The organism is Solibacillus sp. FSL W7-1464 (assembly GCF_038004425.1).
GTDB lineage: Bacteria > Bacillota > Bacilli > Bacillales_A > Planococcaceae > Solibacillus.
Genome location: NZ_JBBORC010000001.1, coordinates 623,203 through 644,105, shown reverse-complemented (window position 1 = coordinate 644,105; position 20,903 = coordinate 623,203). Strand labels below are relative to the sequence as shown.

At 36.7% G+C, this 20,903-nt stretch carries 15 protein-coding genes and 1 pseudogene; 2 read left to right on the top strand and 14 right to left on the bottom strand.

Translation table 11 applies throughout. The features are described 5' to 3' along the window. Positions 1-55: 55 nt before the first annotated feature. Positions 56-1,642, bottom strand: coding sequence for an Ig-like domain-containing protein (locus MKZ25_RS03165; RefSeq protein ID WP_340800103.1), 1,587 nt, complete (start codon positions 1,640-1,642; stop codon positions 56-58). Positions 1,643-2,381: 739 nt separating this feature from the next. Further along, positions 2,382-2,939, bottom strand: coding sequence for a hypothetical protein (locus MKZ25_RS03160; protein ID WP_340800102.1), 558 nt, complete (start codon positions 2,937-2,939; stop codon positions 2,382-2,384). Between the two features lie 67 nt (positions 2,940-3,006). Here MKZ25_RS03160 and MKZ25_RS03155 point away from each other — a divergent pair, with 67 nt between their 5' ends. Beyond that, on the top strand, positions 3,007-3,453 hold the full coding sequence (locus MKZ25_RS03155; RefSeq protein ID WP_340800101.1) for a hypothetical protein: 447 nt from the start codon (positions 3,007-3,009) through the stop codon (positions 3,451-3,453). Between the two features lie 325 nt (positions 3,454-3,778). On the opposite strand, the gene MKZ25_RS03150 is transcribed toward MKZ25_RS03155, so the two are convergent. The 4 genes from MKZ25_RS03150 to MKZ25_RS03135 form a co-directional block, all read right to left on the bottom strand. After that, positions 3,779-5,086 carry a S8 family peptidase gene (locus MKZ25_RS03150; RefSeq protein WP_340800100.1) on the bottom strand — a complete coding sequence of 436 codons (1,308 nt, stop codon included), beginning with the start codon at positions 5,084-5,086 and terminating at the stop codon, positions 3,779-3,781. Positions 5,087-5,283: 197 nt separating this feature from the next. After that, positions 5,284-7,332 (bottom strand): hypothetical protein, encoded by a 2,049-nt coding sequence (locus tag MKZ25_RS03145; RefSeq protein WP_340800099.1) that lies wholly within the window; start codon positions 7,330-7,332, stop codon positions 5,284-5,286. Positions 7,333-7,799: 467 nt separating this feature from the next. Further along, the gene (locus tag MKZ25_RS03140; RefSeq protein WP_340800098.1) at positions 7,800-8,891 is read right to left on the bottom strand and encodes an S-layer homology domain-containing protein; all 1,092 of its coding nucleotides are present in this window, start codon (positions 8,889-8,891) and stop codon (positions 7,800-7,802) included. 40 nt (positions 8,892-8,931) lie between these two features. Beyond that, complete coding sequence (locus MKZ25_RS03135; RefSeq protein WP_340800097.1) at positions 8,932-9,582, bottom strand: hypothetical protein; 651 nt, start codon at positions 9,580-9,582, stop codon at positions 8,932-8,934. Between the two features lie 1,293 nt (positions 9,583-10,875). Here MKZ25_RS03135 and MKZ25_RS03130 point away from each other — a divergent pair. Continuing rightward, positions 10,876-12,026 (top strand): IS3 family transposase gene (locus MKZ25_RS03130; protein ID WP_340800096.1). Its coding sequence is split into 2 segments (ribosomal slippage): positions 10,876-11,149 and positions 11,149-12,026, totalling 1,152 coding nucleotides; the frame shifts between segments, so codons are not numbered across the junction. Positions 12,027-12,542: 516 nt separating this feature from the next. Here MKZ25_RS03130 and MKZ25_RS03125 read toward each other — a convergent pair. The 8 genes and pseudogenes from MKZ25_RS03125 to MKZ25_RS03095 form a co-directional block, all read right to left on the bottom strand. After that, a complete protein-coding gene (locus MKZ25_RS03125; RefSeq protein WP_340800095.1) occupies positions 12,543-13,220 on the bottom strand; it encodes a hypothetical protein in 678 nt (225 codons plus the stop codon). Between the two features lie 42 nt (positions 13,221-13,262). Beyond that, complete coding sequence (locus MKZ25_RS03120) at positions 13,263-14,096, bottom strand: ISL3 family transposase (protein ID WP_340800094.1); 834 nt, start codon at positions 14,094-14,096, stop codon at positions 13,263-13,265. 89 nt (positions 14,097-14,185) lie between these two features. Next, positions 14,186-14,581: a transposase gene (locus MKZ25_RS19840; protein ID WP_445326849.1), complete on the bottom strand. Its 396-nt coding sequence runs from the start codon at positions 14,579-14,581 to the stop codon at positions 14,186-14,188. A gap of 144 nt (positions 14,582-14,725) precedes the next feature. Continuing rightward, positions 14,726-14,956: pseudogene (locus MKZ25_RS03115) on the bottom strand (transposase); the annotation flags it as partial. A 67-nt stretch (positions 14,957-15,023) separates the two neighbouring features. Next, positions 15,024-15,305, bottom strand: coding sequence for a hypothetical protein (locus tag MKZ25_RS03110; RefSeq protein WP_340800093.1), 282 nt, complete (start codon positions 15,303-15,305; stop codon positions 15,024-15,026). 192 nt (positions 15,306-15,497) lie between these two features. Beyond that, positions 15,498-16,016 (bottom strand): hypothetical protein, encoded by a 519-nt coding sequence (locus MKZ25_RS03105; protein WP_340800092.1) that lies wholly within the window; start codon positions 16,014-16,016, stop codon positions 15,498-15,500. Between the two features lie 913 nt (positions 16,017-16,929). After that, positions 16,930-17,373 (bottom strand): hypothetical protein, encoded by a 444-nt coding sequence (locus MKZ25_RS03100; protein WP_340800091.1) that lies wholly within the window; start codon positions 17,371-17,373, stop codon positions 16,930-16,932. Positions 17,374-17,442: 69 nt separating this feature from the next. After that, positions 17,443-20,808: an S-layer homology domain-containing protein gene (locus tag MKZ25_RS03095; RefSeq protein WP_340800090.1), complete on the bottom strand. Its 3,366-nt coding sequence runs from the start codon at positions 20,806-20,808 to the stop codon at positions 17,443-17,445. Positions 20,809-20,903: the final 95 nt, after the last annotated feature.

Below are 20,903 nucleotides of genomic sequence, written 5' to 3'. Positions count from 1 at the left end.
AGTGTCACCTTAGAGGCTGAGATTTTATAAGTAATTGTGAGAAGCAATGACCATATTACGGCTGGATGATAAACTTCTTAATGTACCCATGTCCTAATGCTTGATTCGATTGATTCCTTACACTGTCTTCCACATAAATATAGTAGGTGTGACCGTTTTCAAATGGCTTTTTCAACTGTAATGTAAGATTCGTATAATCTATATTACCTGAAATATGAACCGGAACTTTTTCTCCGTTAGAATCCAATATATAAATTTTTTCATTTGTTAAATCTTGCAGGTTAACACTTTCATTAAATTTGATTACCCATTCTTTATTTGTAGGAATATTAATTTCTTCTTCTAAATAAATCCACTTTGATGAATTAATCGCTACAGATAGTGGATTACTTTCTAGACTCCCTTTTTCTACAATACTAAATTGTAACTGATTTATTTGGCTATCGTTTACTTTCAATAACTTCGTGTAAGATTCTGCAGTAATTATAGCGCTGTGTAATAAATTTTTTTGATCGCCATATACCTTTAGTTCACTATCTTGTGGTAAATTTGTTACCTCTACAAAATATTGATGTATGCCTGCAGGTCGAATGGTAACTTGACTGCTTTGTAAGGGCTTAGAAATGGGTTCAACGTTGCCAGGTGGTGATACTAAATCATCTGGTAATTTTTTAATTGATTTACCTATAATTTCTCCCGTGGCATGTGACTTCCAGTAAACTCCTATATATTTTGAAGTTGCCGGGAATGGAAAATCCTTTGGAAACTTATAAAAAAAGTTCATTTCATTCAATTCGCCTACAAAACTGATTACATTTTCATTTTCATCCAAAATTGCGACCAAACTGCTATATTGAGTATTTTGTCTACCCTCATCTGAATAAGTACTTAGGAAAACCGAGTTATACTTAGATGATTGGGGACTATTGTAAACAGTAACATTTATACGTTCACCTAAATCCGCTATCCCTTTAGATAAAAGATTTATTTCATAGCGGTCAAGCATTGTAAAGCCCATTCCTGCTGGGGTAGGATCCCCAATTTCATTACGTCCATATATAACTGCGCTTTTAAAATCGTCAATTTTAGTATTTGATGGAAGCTCATAGCGATAAGTTGTCCCCTCATTTACAGGAACTATTGCAAGAGTTTCATCCCTTTTCTGATCGCCTTGCCGAACCGTAATTTCATAGCCATGTAAATTTCCTTTATATTCAGGACCTGTCCATTCAATATAACCACCATATCCCCCTTTAGAGAGATCTGTATCATAAAAAGTGACATCTCCTACAAAAGAATGCCAAGCCCCATCAAAAATTGGAGCAACACCATACAGTATATCTCGATCGAACTCTCGTACACCAAATGCGCCAATTCTCAACGCTCCAACTGGCAATTTAGTATTCGTCGGGATAAACGATCTGTTATTAGTGCTTTTTTCTACTGGGATTTCCCCTACTTTTTCATTTTCCTTATTTAAAAAGTAAAATTCAGCATCTTGATAGTAAACGATTTCCCCTGCAATTTCATTCTGATCTTCATCTACATCTTCAAAATAAAATGTGATTGGATTGGAATAGGCATGTGTTTCAACTTCAGGAACAATAAAAAATATGATTCCAAAAGCAATAATGATTTTCAATACGTGATTCCTCATAAATTCTCCCCTTTTCAAATTCCATATAGTTACATTTTGATTTTACTTAATTCCAATTAATGGGTCAACAAACAAAATGAATCATATATCCTATTAATAGGTGGAATATTACAGTTCTGAATTTATGTATTTCATTTAACAGGTACAAAAGATTATATATTATTTTCAAAGGATACAAATACTTACCGGAAGATTAATGAGTTATTCGGCTTTTTTTGTTATGTCATGAGGCTAGTTTCAAATTTCTGTCCTATTTAATCTTTCTTAAAAGCACTTAGCATCATCTTAATACTCAACAATTCAATATTAGTTCCTTTGGCACAGATAAGAAAATAGATTTCAGTTGCTGAAAAATTTTAAGTTAAATTGATTCTCAAAGATTTCGACTGATGTTATACTTATGTTTGGGGAAATAAATAGTTTTACTGATGGCACGCCGTATGCGGTGAAAGTCGCACGTGCGGTGTAGGCTCCGAACGAAAGCTGGTTTCCAGTATAAGTGGAGAATAGCCAAAAAGAGTTTAAAGTTTTAAGCATAGAATAATATGTATCGAAAAGAGGGTTAGCCAACAACAGGCTAACCCTCTTTTTATTTTACTGCATCTTAAACGTAATTTATAAAGCTCATACAATTTACCTTTTAATACCTGTAGCAAATTTATTAGACTAAAAATCATCCTAAAGTAATGATTTCAGTAGTCTTACAATTGTTTTAAATACTTATTCAACTTTTTGTTCCTAACTTTACTGTAAAGTCCATTTTTGTAAATCGCCCGAGTACCTCACCGTTTCCACCTAATATATTTTTAATATAAAGTGTATAGGATTCGCCCGGAATATAATCCAAATCCGGTTTTATTGTTAGCGTTGTTGTACGCTCATCCCCACTATAGTAAAAGGATTGAGCCAATTCATTACCCATACTGTCCAGAACATAAATATTATTTTGACCATCCATTCGCGGGTCATAAGGAAGAGCGAATGTTATTTTCCAAGCTTTATTTTTGGGCACATTAAATTTAGCGGGCCAGATATGATATTCCCGCTTTCCATCACCTTCCGAGCTCCAAATGATCTTAGTTTCATTTGAGTTTTCAGATGAAAGGTGGACTAAAATTGGCAAGGGCTGATCTTGCGCAATTGTTCCTGCAGTTTCGACTAATTTCGTTATCTCAATAGACTTAAACTTTGATTCGCAAGGTTTCACAGATGTTTCAGGAAGTAATAGGTAATCAATTGTTGTACGATATATTTCTACAATAGTTTCCTTCTCCCATTCCATTGCACCCACCTCTTTTCTTTTCATTTATGTTATAATATTTTTCAATACTTGTACATGGAGTGATTTAATGAAAAAAATAGTATATATGCTTGCAGTTTGCAGTGCGCTGTTATTATTTGGCTGCTCGGAAAACAAAGCTTCTGAAGAAACAGAATCTGTTACACAAGCACCTGACGTAAATGAGCAAGAAGATACAATTGAAGAAACAACTAAGGAAAACACTACTGCCGGCGAAGAACAACCTTCTACGAATTCTCAAGCTGAAGAGAAAACAACAGAAACAGTTATTACACCAGAAAAAGCTGAAGAAGTTGTACAAAATATCATCGAAACCGCTCAGGAAGATAAAGTCGTGAATGATATAAAAATTGATGAGTCAAAAGAAGAAGTCACTGCGAACATTACGTTTAATAAAGAAGTTTCTGAGCAAGAACGTGGTACTTTTCTATTTAACTATATGTTATTTTTAGAGAAGCAGTATCCCGATCAAGAAGTTAAAATCAATATCGAATAATAATAGCAGTATATTACTTCACTGTCCAAAATGGCCCTTGCAAAATTGAAATTTGTAGGAGCCATTTTTCTTTTATTTATTGGCGGGAAAATCAGTTTATTGATTTAAAACTACAGAAGTCACTCGATTGGCTATCAGATTACTTGCTGACGGTGTGGGGTTTTATTAGAAAAAACCCTTATCTAGTTTATGTACTCGGTTCATTAAATTATCAAGTGAACATAGAAAAAGAAGCCATAAGCAAGATTTCTCTCACTTATGACCTTTTAGATTCTAATTCACTCCATGTATTTTTATGAATCAAAGTCAATTGTTCAACGGTACATTAATTTACAATTTCAAATTTTACAGCTTGTTGTAAATACTGTTGTTGCATACTATTTACATTTGTCGTCAAATAAATTTGAACACCCGTTTTCCAAGAGTTTACTGGAGTAATCAGTAGTTTATTTTTCTCGATAGCTACTTCTAGCGGAAATAGCTGTTCCTCTACAATTGCGAAAATGGCGCCTAATTGGATAGATGTACTGTCGATTTCTTGAGAAAATTCAATCGCTACTGGTTGCTTATTTTGTTTTATGACAGCCGGCCATTGCTCATAATGTTCATCTAACTGATTTAAAACAGCAATATTCATGTCTTCAACCGAATAAATTTTACGGTCGTCTAAAAAATACCCTAACCACTGCTTCCAAATTGGCTTCGTCTGTAACTGTAAGGTTTCATAATAGGCAAACTGTTTTGTCATATATGCGGCAGATAAACTTGTCCCCTTTTTATATACTACATCGCCATTTAAATCACGCGTTTTCATGTTCGTACCAATGACATAAACATCTACCCCTGCCCCTGTTTGAGAGAAGCTTGCGATTTGTTGAACTTCATCATGCGAACCAACGCCAATCACTTCCTCGTACCGCGCTGGATAAAAAGCACCTTCTCCACCTGAATTTCCAGCGGCAGCCACAATGGTTATTCCATGCGAAGATAAATCCTTGATCGAGTTATGTAAAGCTTCACTGCTAACCCCTGCCCCAAAACTTAAATTAACAATCGACACTCCTGCATCTTTGGCGGCATAAAGCCCTTTAATGACAGTTGATATAGAAGATTCTCCTGCATGATTCATAACTTTAATAGGAAAAACACGCAAGTTTTTTGGTGCCGCTTCGGTAATAATATGGGTTACCATTGTCCCATGACCATTTCTATCTTGTACGGTTTCATTAGCTACAAAAGAAAGCCCTGGTTCTAAATAAGGTGCCAATTGCGGATCGGTTATGTTAATACCAGTATCCAACACAGCGATTTTAACTTGCCGTCCACCATATGGAAATACAGGCATCTCGAATTTTCGAATAGTAAAAGTTTGAAACAAATGTGAACTTTGCTCATCCGGTAACACAATCTGTTCATTTTTCTCTATACGGATCACACCATCAATTGCTGCTAATTCTGCTTCAGCTAATGACGTTTCCACTAAATAATAGGGTGTCCCGTGCAATGCATTTATTTGAAGATGGGCTAGCTTTTCCGGCTTCGCTGTTTGAACAATCCATTCCTCTGCTTGGGTTTGGAGTGTGAAACCATATAGGGAGAAGAGAAATGCAAACATTACTAATAATTTTTTCATTTTTATCTTCCTTATCTTCTTATAGTAAATTGATGTGCATCCGGTTTAAAAAATTTCCAATCAAAAGCGAATAATTATTTTCCGACTCTATATTAGGTCATATAAAAGAAGCCCATGCAAGACCACTCCCGCACAGGACTTTCTTTATAATTCATACAACAAGAGCTAGTAAACGGCTACAGCCGCCAACTCTAAAATCAATAGCTCAACTGTGAATAAGCCTCATCAATCGCTGCTCTCACTATATCTAATCGAGTCAATAAATCTTGCGTTTCAGCTGATGACGGCAAAGATTCAACAATTCGTTTTGCACGGTCATGAACAGACCATGAATTGTAAACAGCATTTTCATCTGTTAGATCCATCGCCTCTAATTCTTCGACTAACTGTTTTGCGATTTCTAAAGATGCTATATCAAAATAATGTTCTTCTCTTCCAACAATAATGCCTTCTTTAATAAGAGCAATATTAATATTCATTTTGTCTGTAATTTCTATTGGACTCGTATATAATGGACTGTTTATATCCGCTTCAATCCAATAATCATCCGTATTGATCTCGTAGCGAATTTCTGTTCCTTCACTTGCGCTTAGTTCTAATAATGAACCGGGTGTTACAAATTCTTGATATTCTATAGGCTGACCGTTAATTGAAACCATTAAAGTTTCTTCACCAACCATTGTATTTACTGGCTTAATCTCAAATGATTCGCCATTATTGCTCACGATTAAATCAAAGACAACCCAATATCTCTCATCGCCTTCACCCGTTGGTACTTCGAATGTGGCAGCTGGAACATTTGCATTTCCTTTAAAAATTTCAACTTTTGATTGAGATTGGCGTAACGGATGATCACCGGAAAAATTATGCAGATAGAAACGGTATTCTCCATCAAGCAATTTACGAATTGTTGTCGTTTCCGGACCATATGAATCCGTATCATCCCAATCTAAATCAACATAAGTAATGCCATTTTTCACTTCTTCCTTATTATAGTAAGCAATATGGAATAGCGACCCCTCTACTGTTGGCCCTGTTAAATGTGAGTCCACATCCCAAGGACGTTCTCCCCAGGAAAGCATGATTTTCACTTCATTTGATGCTGCTGCACGAATAATTGTTTCATTTTGATCCGTTAAAAATACATCGGAAGCTGCTACCCCATTTATGTACGTTGTCACATAGCCAGGACCCGAAACCTCACCTGTATACGTCCCAGCAGGTAAATTAACACTGTAGTATCCATAACTGTCTGTTGTTACTACTCCTACAACGTTACCTCCAGTTGCACCGGTACCCTCTCTAAATTTAATTGTTACCCCTTGAGCACCAACACCTTGAATGTCAGTAAGTCTGCCTGCAAACCCTGTACCCAATTCAAATGAAGCAGTCTTTGCCCCACCTGTTACTTTACTAGAATTTGGCGTCACTGTAATATTAGCTGTTTTTCCAATATTGTCCCCTATTTCTATAGGATCAAAAGTAATACGATTTTGGTTTGGTTGATAGTTTAGATTATGTAAAGCATAATCTTCACCATCTACATTGGCTGATACAGTAAAATCAGATACATTTAATCCAGCTACAAAATTTTCCATTTCAAGTGAAATACTACCTTGTTGAGCTGTAATCGATTGAATAGTTGTCGATTCAACAGATTCATCTGAATAACTGTCAGTAATCGTTTCATTGTCAACTGTAACGCCACCACTTATATTGAGTACAACATTTTGTGGTCTTTGTGAAATTGTAGAACCATCAGCATTTATTACGGCTGTTCTAATAATACCTGTACCTAAAACTTGTGCTGCGGCATTTAATGCTAATGTACGAATATCTGTTTCTGCCGCTAAATCAATTCGAATATTTGTCGCTCTTGAATTGATTGTTTCAAACTCACCTTCGAGTTGAACATGATAGCCTTCTCCTACTGATTGCATTGCTTCAGAAATAATAACATCTTCAAAGCCTGAAGCATTCGCATCTAACCCTTCTTCTCTTACAATTGTAGGAGTTTCTAATTGTACTTCATATACTTGTGTACTTCCTTTTGCAACAATCCGGACAGCTCCTGTATTTTTATTTACAATAACAGTCGCTAAAACAGAGTCTGTGAAGTAAATGCTTTCAGTTCCACCGCCATTAACAATCGTTTGGCCCTTTACCGTGACACCGTGTAAGTAAACTTCACCTTCTCCAATACCTTCTCCTAAAATTAAATCGCCTTCAATAACTGTATTACGCAAAGTCACATCTGGGCTTGAGATCGTAACATTCCCTTGAACCGTTTCAGTTCCAGTAGCCGGACCATAAATACCAGCAGTTTTAATTGTCTTATTCCTATTCTCGCTATTCCCAGCTTATATCACCATTAACTAGATGACTTTCGATTTGGGCCTACACTGTACGTGCGACTTTCACCGCATACAGCGTGCTATCAATAATACTATTTATCTATTTATTTCCCCATTCACTACTATAACAAATCTCCCGATAACTTAAACCATCTTTTACTTAACATTATCTTATTTTTGTATTTATTAGTATTTATTATGATAATTTCCCAAAATTTTTTTGAACTCGTCCTCTCTTCCCCCATCGGATACAAAAAACCTCTAATGGTAGGCTAGATTGTCCTACAATTAGAGGTGGGTCATTAATTAGTGTTTTTTCGTATTATTTTAAGGACAGTCCCCGTAATTTCCGATATCTATTAAATACCAAACTGACCTAATATACTATTTCTAAGCGACTCTTTAGAGGCATTATAGCTATCCGAGATACTCTTTACAGACTCTGTAGAATAACCATTCGCTGCAAGCTCCGCCTCTAATTGTGAGACTACACTATTAAAGGCAGCGTCTGTTTGTGATTCAAGGCCACTTGCCGCCCCCATATATTTACTTATAAAATCAGAAAGCTGGATTTTTTCTCCGTTTGCTTTCTTTGTTTCATAGTCGCTCGTTGCTTCACTTAGTAATCTATTTATGTTTTGATTCGCTTCCCCTTCAATTTTTGAAAGCTGAGTCATATATTTTTGTTCAATTTCAGCCTGTGATGGCTTTTGAGGTGTTTCTGTTTTCCCTTCATTTGGATCTGTCACTGGCTTTGTGTCTTCATCTTTTGGTTGTGTTGGTTGTGGCTGTATTGGTGACGGATTTTTTACAGCTGCCGCCTTTTCACTGCGCACAACAAAAGAAGCCAATTGTCCACGTGTGACAAAGTCATTCGGTGAAAATGTTGTCGCAGACGTACCGCTCGTAATATTGTTCGTTAATAATGCTTGTACGAAACCTGAATACCAATTTGTTGCTATAACATCTGTAAAACGTTGACCCTTCAGTTGTTCCTCTTGGAATCCAAATGCTACCGAAAGGATTTTAGCCATCTGTCCTCGTGTTAACGGATTACCTGATTTGTAGGTTTTGTCTTCATAACCTGAAATGATGCCCGCATTAACGAGTGCAGCAATCTCACCATAGTATGGATGGTTCTTTGATATATCCGTAAACTCAGGATCTTTTGCGTTTTGCGTATCTAAATCAAGCACTTTTGCAATGATTTTTGCCGCTTCTCCACGTGTCACTTGCTGTTTTGGTTTATACGTACCATCCGAGAATCCACCAACGACACCTCGGTCAAGCAAACTTATAATTGCTTCACGGTGTTCGTTGTTAGAGATATCTGAAATGGCTGGCTTAGCAGCATCTGTGTACATAGGAGCTACCGCAGTAACTGCCCCTGTCATTACTGAAGCAGCTAGTACTGTTTTAAATAATTTTTGGCTTGTTTTTCCTTTTTTCATTAATAATTTCCCCCTATTGTATCTCGTATCTTGTATGTCCTTATTGCTTTGTAAAATACATTACACTACCAGACGCACTCGTAATATAAAATTCTCGGTCTGAAACTTTTGTAATTTCTCCCGATACCGTTCTCCCCAACATACGGAGTGTCATGTAAGAACCTTCTAATGAGTAATAACCTGTGCTGCTGATGAGACCTGGTATAGTTACTTTACTCGTAAAATCTGCATTAAAAATTGCTATAATCGAAGTAGCTTGGTACGTTGTATCCCATTTCCCTTGAACAAACTGGTGATTTTCACTAGAAATAATAGAAAATTTCATTTCTACATGATTCTTTAGTCTTTCATTATGTGGAAAAGAGCCAACTGATTGTCCAATATGTAAGATGTAGGTTTCTCCAAGGTCATAACCCCCTATTGGTGGTTCAACAACGACTAGGTTTGGTTTATCAGATGAGAATGAAAAGCTCGTGTCCACTCTCTTCCCGCTAATTGTAGAAACATATATCGTTTCATTACTCACTGTATCGCGATCCACTTGCTCACTAAACGATATCTCCCATTGCTTATCTGGCTGTGAAGCAGTTGTAGGTGCGGGCCATGGGGTCACTGCGGCATTTCCAATAGTCGGAAACAAAAAAAATGTAGCAACCAATACTAAACAAAATCTAAAAATATCCTTAAACAACCTTGCACCTTCTTTATTCATTTTTTTTATTTTACCATACTCAAGGTGGCGCGGGGACAGTTATGTTGTCCTTTTTTCAAACTTCTAATTAGGGCTATTTGATAAAAACATACTAATGTTAATAGAAGTAAAAAAAGCTGACCAACCTCTGAAACAAATTCCACTTCATATTAAAAACCGCTAACTTTACGCCCTTATGGAATCAGTTTAGTATGTTGGGTCCAAAGTGATCTTGTATAAGAAAGTGGAATCGGTAAGATATTGTGAGGGCTTCTATGCTTAGCTAAATAGGAGAAATTATATGAAACATGTTATTGCGTTAGATATGATTAAAAGTAAAAGCTCCATGGTCATTTATATTGCTATCGCTAATGATTTGAAGGTGAATTGAATCATACTTGAGTTGACTACAGGCTCAAGCCGTGCCCTTAAGAAAGCGTCCGCCTTAACGGAGAACAACGGGTGCGAAGCTGAAATAAAAAATAAAGCAGTCCAAATTTTAATGTTCATAAATTTTGGACTGCTATTAACTTTAAGGTAGGTTTTGTCCAAGCCTCAACATTAAAACATTTTATACTTATTCCACTTTCATATAATGAGTAATTTTAAAGTCTTCATCGAAAAATAAAACTAAATATTTCTCTCCATCATCAGAAGTTGAAGTATGTCTAATTTCCGTTGTTCTCACACTTAAAATATCACTTAGTGCGCTATCGATATTTAATCCAACAGGACCTGTACCAGTTATTTACTCTTTTGCTATTGAGTAATATTTTATATCAGGATTTTCTCTAAATAAGTTAGCTAATCTAAATGTAGTACCTGTTCTTTTTGAACTATTACTAGTTTCAGCATAACGTTCTAATGTGATCGCATTTTTTACAGCTGTTAAATCGATACTTATTCCAAGAGAGTGACTGTGAAGTAGCGAGAGCTTGTTTGATAATTTTTTTTCATCCAGGCGGTTAACCCGTTAGCATCATTTGTTTGATAGAAATTTCAATAATCCTGTATAATCTTTTCGGTTTGTAATAACTCAGGAAATACAGTGTTACATCACTTAAACAGTAGCTTTTTCCTCATTAGACGATGTTAAACCTTTCCAGATATAGGACAGTATTTGCGTTCTTGAAACGCGACATTCCAATGTTTGAATGGATTGTTTTTTCTTTAGTGCACGTAGTGGTTCTAAAAACTTTCGCACGGCTGAATAACTACCCTCATAGCCTTCTGTGTGAAGTTTGAATAGTCTACACTTAACTAAACAACTTCCATAAGGGGTATACTAAAAATATGATAACCCTTAGGAGCGTGTACCTTATGAAAAGAGAACGTCGTACTTATACCCCTGAATTCAAGCTACAATTAGTTAAACTTTATGAAAATGGGAAGTCTCGTGCAGATATTGCCAGAGAATATGACATTACACCATCTGCTTTGGATCGCTGGATTAAAAACCAGAAAGAAACAGGTTCATTTAAAGCCAAAGACAATCGCTCTACCGAAGAAAACGAGTTACTCCAACTACGTAAAGAAGTGAAGCAGTTACGCATGGAGAACGATATTTTAAAGCAAGCAGCGCTGATCATGGGACGAAAATAGAGGTCATTCAAAAAAACGCAGACCGCTATTCGGTATCGGCAATGTGTAAAGTCCTACAATTCTCTCGCAATACGTATTACTACCATCTTCGAAAAAAAGATGACCATGAAAAACAGGCAGCAAAAGCCGATTTAGAAGAACGTATTTTCAAAATTTTTCAGCGGAGCCGCAATAACTATGGCACAAGAAAAATTAAGAAAGAACTGGCAAAACAAGGTCTGATTGTTTCTAGACGTCGCATTGGCCGTATGATGAAAATATTAGGAATCTCGTCTAATTACACGGTGGCCTATTACAAGCCTCAAAAGAAACAGAGTAATGAAGCCGTTATTGCGAATGTATTAAATCGCGTATTTGAACAAAATCAAAAATACGCTGTATTAGTCAGTGATTTAACATATGTACGTGTCGGAAAAAAGTGGCACTACGTCTGCTTATTTGTCGACCTCTTTAATCGTGAAATCGTCGGTGCGAGTGCTGGACCAAATAAGGACGCAGCCTTGGTCTATAAAGCTTTAAGTACAATTAAAGGCAATTTATCGGATGTACAACTATTCCATACAGACCGTGGCTCAGAATTTGATAATCAGCTGATGGCTGAAGCAACGGAAGCATTCGGTATCAAGCGTTCACTTAGCGCTAAAGGTTGTCCCTATGATAACGCCGTGGCTGAAGCAACCTATAAGAGTTTCAAAATTGAATTTGTCTACCAAATGACCTTCCTCTCCCTTGAACAGCTCGATCTTGAACTTTGGGATTACGTCAATTGGTTTAATAACATTCGAATCCATCAAACACTTGGATATCTGACGCCAGCTGAGTTTAAGCAACAGCCCTTATAAAGTTTGTATTATTTTGTGTTGACATTCCAGTTTTCCAACGATTTGTTCAGTTGTTAAACGGTCCTCTGTCCTCTTCAATTTAATAATGGATGCATAATAAGGTTGAAGCTTTAATTGAGATGGCATGGCTTTACGCTTTGTTTTGAGGGGTGGCGTTTGTATTTTACGTACTTATAAATTGTCCCTCTACTAAGCTGGTATTTTTTAGGCCGCGTTGTGATGTGTAAACCGGCCTTATAATCTTTTTGGACTTGTTGAATAACTTGCCATTTGGTTTCATCAATGGGCTTCTCGATAGACAATATTGGTTGCGGTTGATCCTTTGGAGCATGCCATTCGATATGAGCTGGAAGGTGCTGCTCTAACCATCTCTCCAATGCTTCTTTTGCATTCTTCAGGTGATGCCAGCGGTCGCTTATTTGCTGATGTAACCGCTAAAATAAATTGGTTCTTACGCAAATTTGGTGAATAAGTACGGATATATGTATTATCTAAAAATATCATTATTTCACAATATCATTCAAAACGATATTGCATTCGTTTTTCAAGTAAATCTGGTTTAGCACGCCCATACATCATACGTTTGATCCATTTCAAACGATTCACTTGTCCCTCTAATAAGCCGTTTGAATAAGGTGATGTTATCGCATATTTTACAGCGGTTAAATCTATACGTATTCCAATAGCGTGACTGTGAAATGGTGAGAGTTTGTTTGATAATTGTTTTTTCATCCAAACGATTAACCCAATAACATCTTTTGTTTGAAAGAGATTTCGATAATCCTGTATGATCTTTTCGATGTGTAATAAATCAGGAAATACAGTGATGCATCGCTTTAAAAGTAACTGTTTTTTCTCATTCAACGATGTGAAACCGTTCCAGTTATAGGACAGTACTTGCGTTCTTGATACGCGACATTCCAGTGTTTGGATGGATTGTTTTTTCTTTTGTGCGCGTAGTGGTTCTAAAAATTTTCGGACGGCTGAATAACTACCCTCATAACCTTCTGCACGAAGCTTTCCAACGATTTGATCAGTTGTTAAACGTTGCTCTTCATACCCAATAATGGCTTCATAATAAGGTTGAAGCTTTAATTGAGATGGCTTGGCTTTACGTTTTGTTTTGAGAGGTGGCGTTTGTTTTTTTAAGTACTTATAAATTGTTCCTCTACTAAGCTGGTACTTTTTAGCCAATGTTGTGATGCGTAAACCGGCCTTATAATCTTTTTGGACTTGTTAAATAACCTGCCATTTGGTTTCATCAATGGGCTTCTCTATAGACGTTATTGGTTGCGTTTGATCATTTGGCGTATGCCATTCGATTTGAGCTGGAATATGCTGCTCTAACCATCTCTCCAATGCTTCCTTTGCATTCTTAAGGAGATGCCAGCGGTCGCTTATTTGCTGGATGTTAGGATTTGCTTTCGTAATGGCTTCTCGATAGGTTTTTGATCCATCTCGACTAATATGTTGAATGTTGGGATGTTGTTTGATCCAATCCTCTACAAGTTCACCAGTTCTTTCTGGAAGAATCGCTATTGGTTGATGAGAGATTAAATCACAAATCAGTGTGCCATATCGATGTCCTTTTCGGAATGCAAAATCATCGAGTCCTATTGCAGTGGTTGTAGGTAATTCAATCGGTGTGGCACGAATTAATCGTAAGAATGTGTCATGGCTAATGGAGGGAAGATATGGACGAATAACTTTTTCAGCTTGCCGGCAACCCATTGAAAAGGCGATTCTCCGAAGGAGTACCTGAAGTCGATCGGTTTGTCGAGCATAGGGTTTCAACCAAGAAAACCGTTCAGTAAAGATTCTTTTCAGACAAAAAGATTCATCACAAAACCATTTACGAGATTTTAAATGAATTTTGATGTGTTGTGTACCAGATGAAAGATCAAACAAAAATCGAGAATAGTGGCTATGCAAATGTGTACTTTGAGTGCCGCAGGATGTACAAAATGCATAGGATTTCGTCAATTGCAGATGTAATATAATCGCCGATTTACTTGTTTGCATAAATTGCAAAGACAACTGTTTTTCAGGTGCATGCCAAGGAATCAACATATAAATCAGTCCTTTTCTAATGCTATACCCGAAAAACATTGAAAAAATAGCCTCACCAAATTTGCGTAAGAACCAAATTAGCTTGACGGTTACAGCTGAATGTTAGGATTTGCTTTCGTTATAGCTTCTCGATAGGTTTTTGATCTGTCTCGACTAATAAGTTGAATATGAGGTTGTTGTTTTATCCAATACTCCACAATTTCACCCGTTCTTTTCGGAAGAAGCGCTAGTGGTTGATGAGAGATTAAATCACAAATCAATGTGCCATATCGATGTCCTTTTCGGAATGCAAAATCATCGAGTCCTATTGCAGTAGTTGTAGGGAGTTCGATTGGTGTGGCTCGAATTAATCGTAAGGATGTGTCATGGCTGATGGCAGGGAAGAAACGGACGAATAACTTACTCAGCTTGCCGGCACCCCATTGAAAAGCGATTCTCCGAAGTAATATCTGAAGCCGATCGGTTTGTCGAGCATAGGGTTTCACCCAAGAAAAATGTTCGGTAAAGATTCTTTTCGGACAAAAAGATTCATTACAAAACCATTTACGAGATTCTAAATAAATTTTGATATGTTGTGTACCAGATGAAAGATCAAATAAAAAACGAGTTTGGGTTGACGGTTACAGCATTCGCTTGCATTTTTTCCGGTCGTATTCATGCCAGTCCTTTTGAACTTCTCGACGAACCGAATCTAACGCCCAATAAATAGAACGGCAGTAATGAAAGCGATCGGCCACAATAATCGGTCTTCCTAATGACTGACGGACCGCTGATTTAAAGGCAGGGCTCATATCCAACACCACAATTTCCACTTCACTTCCGTAGCGCTTTAAGTAGTCTTTAATCGTTTCTTTCCGGCGGGCAGGCGTTAAGCATTCGAGCGATAAAATTGAAAACATTCAAAGAAGCAGCGGAAAAGGGGTTCAGTTACCGAAAGCGATTGCGATTGATAAATACAAAGGCGATACTGAGGTAGGAAAATATCAATTGATTATTGCGAATCCCGAAACAAGAGAACCGATCGATATTTTGCCAAAGCTTAATTTTTTGAATCCGGTAATCGTGTACTTTCGTAGTCCATTGTTGGCACGCTGGACATTGATGTGCTTGACGCGGATGTTCAATCGAAATGGCCATACCCGTCTCTAACTCTTCAATTTTTGTAACTTCTACATCTTTTAATCCTGGGATATTCATGTTAAAATTCATACAGCACAAATCACCTTTCTATTGCTTGTTTCCCGACAATTCAAGTATATAAAAAAGTATGATTTTGTGCTTTTTTATTGTAAATTTGTTTGAATACCCCAACAAATATTATAGAACCAATATTATAGAACCAAAAAACTACACCTCCAATTGTAAGTTTGCGTCTAACAATTGTGGTGCAGTTTATTTTGATTATGCTTCTTCTACTTCTTCTACTTCTTCTACTTCTTCTTCTTCTTCAAGAGCCGCTTTTATAAAGTTAACTGTGTAAGTAGTTTCATTACCCGCTAAGTCTACTAATGTAACAGTTACACCAGAATTATCAATTAATGTTTGTCCTAGAACATCATTACCTTTTCCACCTTGAATAGCGAATAATTCTAATAATGCATCTTCAGAAATAGTATCTAATGTTAATGGACCATTTTCTCCGTAAGTAATTATTGCACTTACGTTCTCTTCACTCACTTCAATTGTACCTTTAGTATATGTTGCGTCTTGGTCTACTGCAAAGTTAATAGTAGTGCCATCAAAAACACTCGTTACAGTTACACCTGTTGCAGAAGTAATTGTTGGAGCTGGGTCAGTTACGATTGTTGGATCTACATCATCAATTTTTACTAATTCAGCTTTAATATCTTCAACTGCTTTATTCAAATCTTCTACTGTAGCATCCTTACTATCTAATAATTCTTGCGCTTCATCTACCACTTTATTTAAAGCTTCAATTTGTTTTGAAATTGCTTCTAATAGAGCTTTTAAATCAGCTTTTGCTTTCTCTACCTCTGGATCGCTATTCTCTGTTTATATTACCGTTCTTTAGTCCTTGTATCACTGAATAATCTGAATTTTAAGGGTTAAAAAATGCCTCTCTAATAGAAAAGTGTTATTTCTCCTTAAATAAGTAATCCATTTATTAACTTTTAAATCAGTCTAATTATCATTTTACTTTTTCATTCTGAACTAAAGCCATGTAAATTTCACTTGGAGCCTACACCGTACGTGCGACTTTCACCGCATACGGCGTGCCATCAGCTTTAATAACTTATTTTGGGGAAATAAATAATTATTACTGACTAGATCCCTTCGCTCGGGACTGTTTTAACCTCTTGCTGCATTTCTACAACAATACAAACGGCAGTCCTTCCACACTACTACGGATCTGCTGCCATTTTTACCGCTTCACTGGCCCTAACATGCCTCTTCGGTAAAAACTTCAAACGTTCCATTATCTATATCCTTACATACATAACCTTAGGCTTCCACTCTCCACTATAAGGACACATTGTTTAACAGCCAATTATACAATGAGCAATTTAATCATTTTGGATTAAACGATAAATACCGAACTCCTAGCAATACGCGATATTTATTCTCTTATAATGCTTCAACATGGATTCGTCAACCTAGCCATAGTTATATTATGGAGCCCCGCCTCGACTTCTTTTCCGACCTTCGAGTACGACTTCACCTGACTTCACCCCTCTGTGTTGTTAGACACATCCTGGATGCAGGAGGATTAGACACATGATCTTTAGCTGTTGACCATGACTCAGAATTTCACTGAGCATATCTAGATAATAGTTAGAAGCAATTTATTTGCTCCCTTTCATTTCCTTAGCGGTTAGGCTGCTAAGTTATTGAAAAACGTTTCGTTTAGGTTTTCTTCAGGAGTTGGGTCTAATTCAATCGTACCATCTACATTAATAGTACCTTCCACAGGAGTTACATCTTGTTTGGCATCGTTATCTAATAAAGCCTTAAATGCTTCAGATTGATTTAATGAAGCATAACGTAATGCTTGTGCATATTGATCTTTATCATAAATATTGCCTTGGTTATCTTGAACGTATGCTAATTGATTAGCTGTAATTTTCCCTGCACGTATTGCTTGACTGAAAGTAGTTGCATCTAAAGAGACTAAATTGTCACCAGATTTAATTACAACTTTATCTAATTTTAATTCTACTGTACTTTCTGCTGCTGAAGCAATTACTGGTGTCAAAGCCGAAGTAGCTAATACTGCTACCATAGCCGTTTTTGACATTACTTTAACTGATTTCTTCACAACTATTCCACCTTTATTTCAGAGTTTATATGGAGGTACTTTTGTACCTCCATATGAGAACAAGTTCTATTACTTAACTTCTACTTTGTACCCTTTTACATCTTGAAGAGTTAAATTACCTGGTAATAATACCGAATATTCACCTTCAACAAAGATATTTTTTACTAGTTTAACATCACCAGTCTCTAATTTTAATACATATTCTGTGCCTACTAATTCTTCTGCTAAGCCATTAGTATTTAGAATTAATTCTGTACTACCTAGTGCTTCTTGGTAAGCTCCTAATGTAATATTTCCACCAAATGTATCAACAGTTACCACAGGTTCTTCACCCTCTACGTCTTTTGGAGCTAAAGTCCAAGTACCATTTGTTAATGTTGCAGTGTACTCTTTATCTCCAATTTTAGCTACAAAGTTAGTAGTTGGGAAAGATTTGCCTGCATCTAAAGTGATTACAGCTTCTGTACTTGCCGCTGCTGCACCAATTGCACCTAATTTTTCTGTACCGTTAAAGAAATCACCTGTTGCTACTGCTTCAGTAACCGTTACATTCACTAATTTTTGTAAAGAATTAATTGCTGCATTAATTGCATTAATTGCTTCTTGTTTTTGAGCATTAGTTGCTGTAGTTGGTAAAGCGTTTGCTGCACTTACTGCATCAGTTACTGCTTTGAATGATGCCGCACTATAGTTAGCTGAATTTAAAGCAGAAGCTTGAGCTACTAAGTTTGATAATTGAGTGTCAAGTGTTACATTACCTGCTTGTACGATTGTGTAAGTTACAATACCGTCTTTAACTTCACGAGTTAAGATAGCACCTGGGCCACCTAAAGCATTGATGAATTCAGTATAGCTTGATAAATAACGTTGGCCCACTTTGTATGTTACATTGTCACCGACAATAGATACAACTTCATAGTTACCTTGGTATTTTAATGTTCCCGCTTGAACATTTACAGCTTCTACTGCACCAGTGTAGAAGTTTGGTAACACTGAATTGCCTACAAAATCAACAGAAGCAGAAATTGTTGGTAAGATATTACCTACACCCGTAGCATTAACTGTAATTGTATTAGCTAAAGGAGAATTCACACTAATTTCAGCGCGACCGTCTGGATTAGATGTTAATTTAATAGTTTTTGTTTCAGAGCTTCCTAAATTGTAAGTGTTACCTCCAGCAATTACAGTTGCCCCATTGAATGAAGTTTTTACATCAAATGTTAATGTGTAGTTTTCAACAATCGTATTATTAATTGTCTTTTCTACCCAACGATATTGTGGGTTACCAGTTTCTGGATCGTTACCAACGAACTGTTGCTCATACACAACTTGAGTACCAGAGATAACTACATTTTTTGGTTTGTAATCGAAACCATTTTGATCAACTGATTGATATACAAATTTAACAGTTGATTCCGTTGTTGCAGTTGAAACTTGACGTCCTAAAGAGTCTAATGCTTTTAACGTTGCATTTGCAACTACAGGAGCTTTGAAGTATGTCGTTTCACCAACGTGGTGAACATCCTTAGTTTCAAACTTCAATTCTGATTGGTTATAAGTATTCATGAATACTGTTGGTTTTACATAAGCATCCGAACCTTTACCAGCTACACGGAATTGAACTTTACCATCTTTACCTACTGTTAATGGTACAATCTGACCTTTAACTACAGGTGTGAAGTTACCTGTTGTCGCATAGTATACTTCGCCAGCATGAGCAAATGTTACGTAAACTACTGAACCAGCAGGAGCCACTTTTCCATCTTTACCAGTTGCTGTGACTGTATAAGTACGTCCACCAATTGAAGATGTATTTTGTGGTTTGCCATTTGGATTAGTAGTAAATTCAGCTGAGTCAACTAAACCTTCACCAGCAACATTCACTACTAAAGTATCAACGATTGAGAATTTAACTGTTGATCCCACTGCTTGTAAAGTTTTGTTATCATATACTTTACCGTTTGTAGTAGCAAATACAATAGGAGTAGCCGATACTTCTGAACCCGTTACTACAAATGCACCTTCACCATTAGCGTTAGTACGAACTTCTGCCACGACTGGGTTATTTGAACCTTTAATTGCACGTGGTTTTACGAATGTGCCACCAATAGTTTGAACGTCTACATCTTTAACTTCATCCGGATTTACATCTAAGTTTTCTTGAATAGCAATATAGTAAGTTGTGTTTGGAGCACCGTTTACTTTGTATGACTTCTTCGCACCATTTGCTAATTCTGTAGCTGTAGTGATATCACTTACTGCTAATTGAATTTTGTTAGCCCAGTAAACTTTACCAGTTGAGAATACTGAAGATTTTTTAGTTGCATAAGCAGTGAATGTATCTTCAGAGCTATAATAACGAGTATATTTGTACGTAGCAGTACCATCAGCTTTAGTTAATACTTCAGCTTCGATTTTGTCATTTGTACGCTCGTTGTTAACAATGTTGAATGTTACAGGAACATTTTCAACTGATTGACCTTGTGGAACAGTAACTTTAGCAGTTAATGTAACCTCTTCACCAATTACACCTTGAACTGAAGTAGTTGTAACATCGATTTTAGTTGGGATTACTTCTGCAACACCAACGAATTTACCAACAGCAGAACCGTCAACAGTTACAGTGTACTCTTTACCAGCTTGGTGAGCAGATGTAGTTAATACAACTGTTTTTGCATCAGTTTGTTTAACAACTTTGTTTGAAATTGTTAATCCTTCGATAGCGATATCTAATTTTGCTACATCTTTAACTGCTTCTGGGAAAGTAACTTCTACAGTAGTAGCGTTGATTACTTTAACAGTGTTAGCTTTTAATGCTTCAGCAGCAGCTTCTGCACGAGAGAACATTACAGCGAAGTCTTGCTTCGTGATTGCATTGTTTGCTCCGATTTTACCGTTGTCGCCTTTAATTACGCCGTTACCTACAGCGATTTCTAAAGATTCAACAGCCCATGCTTTTACAGATTTTTCATCTGAGAATTGAGCTAAGCTAGCGCGGCCTTCTAAGTTGAAAGCATTTACTAGGATAATAGCAGCTTCGCCACGAGTTAAGTTACCGTTTGGCTCGAAGATACCAGCGCCTTTACCAGCAAATACGCCATTGTTTACAGCAGCGTTGATTGCATCGTAGTACCAAGCACCAGATTTAACGTCTGTGAAGTATACATTATCAGAAGTTGTTAAACCTAAAGCACCTGTTAAGATTGTAGCAGCTTCTGCACGAGAAACTGATTTACGTGGTTGGAAGTTACCGTTCGCGTCACCTTGAACTACTCCACGATCTACTAAATCTTGTACTGCTTCTTGAGCATATGATGCGATTGAATTATAGTCATTAACTTGTGCAGCAGAAGCTACAGGTACGATTGCAGATGCTACTAATGCAGCAGTTGCAGTTGTCGCGAAAAATTTACGACCTTTGTTTGTTTTAGCCATTTAATTTTTTCCTCCTAAATTACCTTTATTACCCGGTCTTTTCATAGTTTGATGCCATGTTCTATGTAAAAATGCATTTTCACTATGCAAGAATT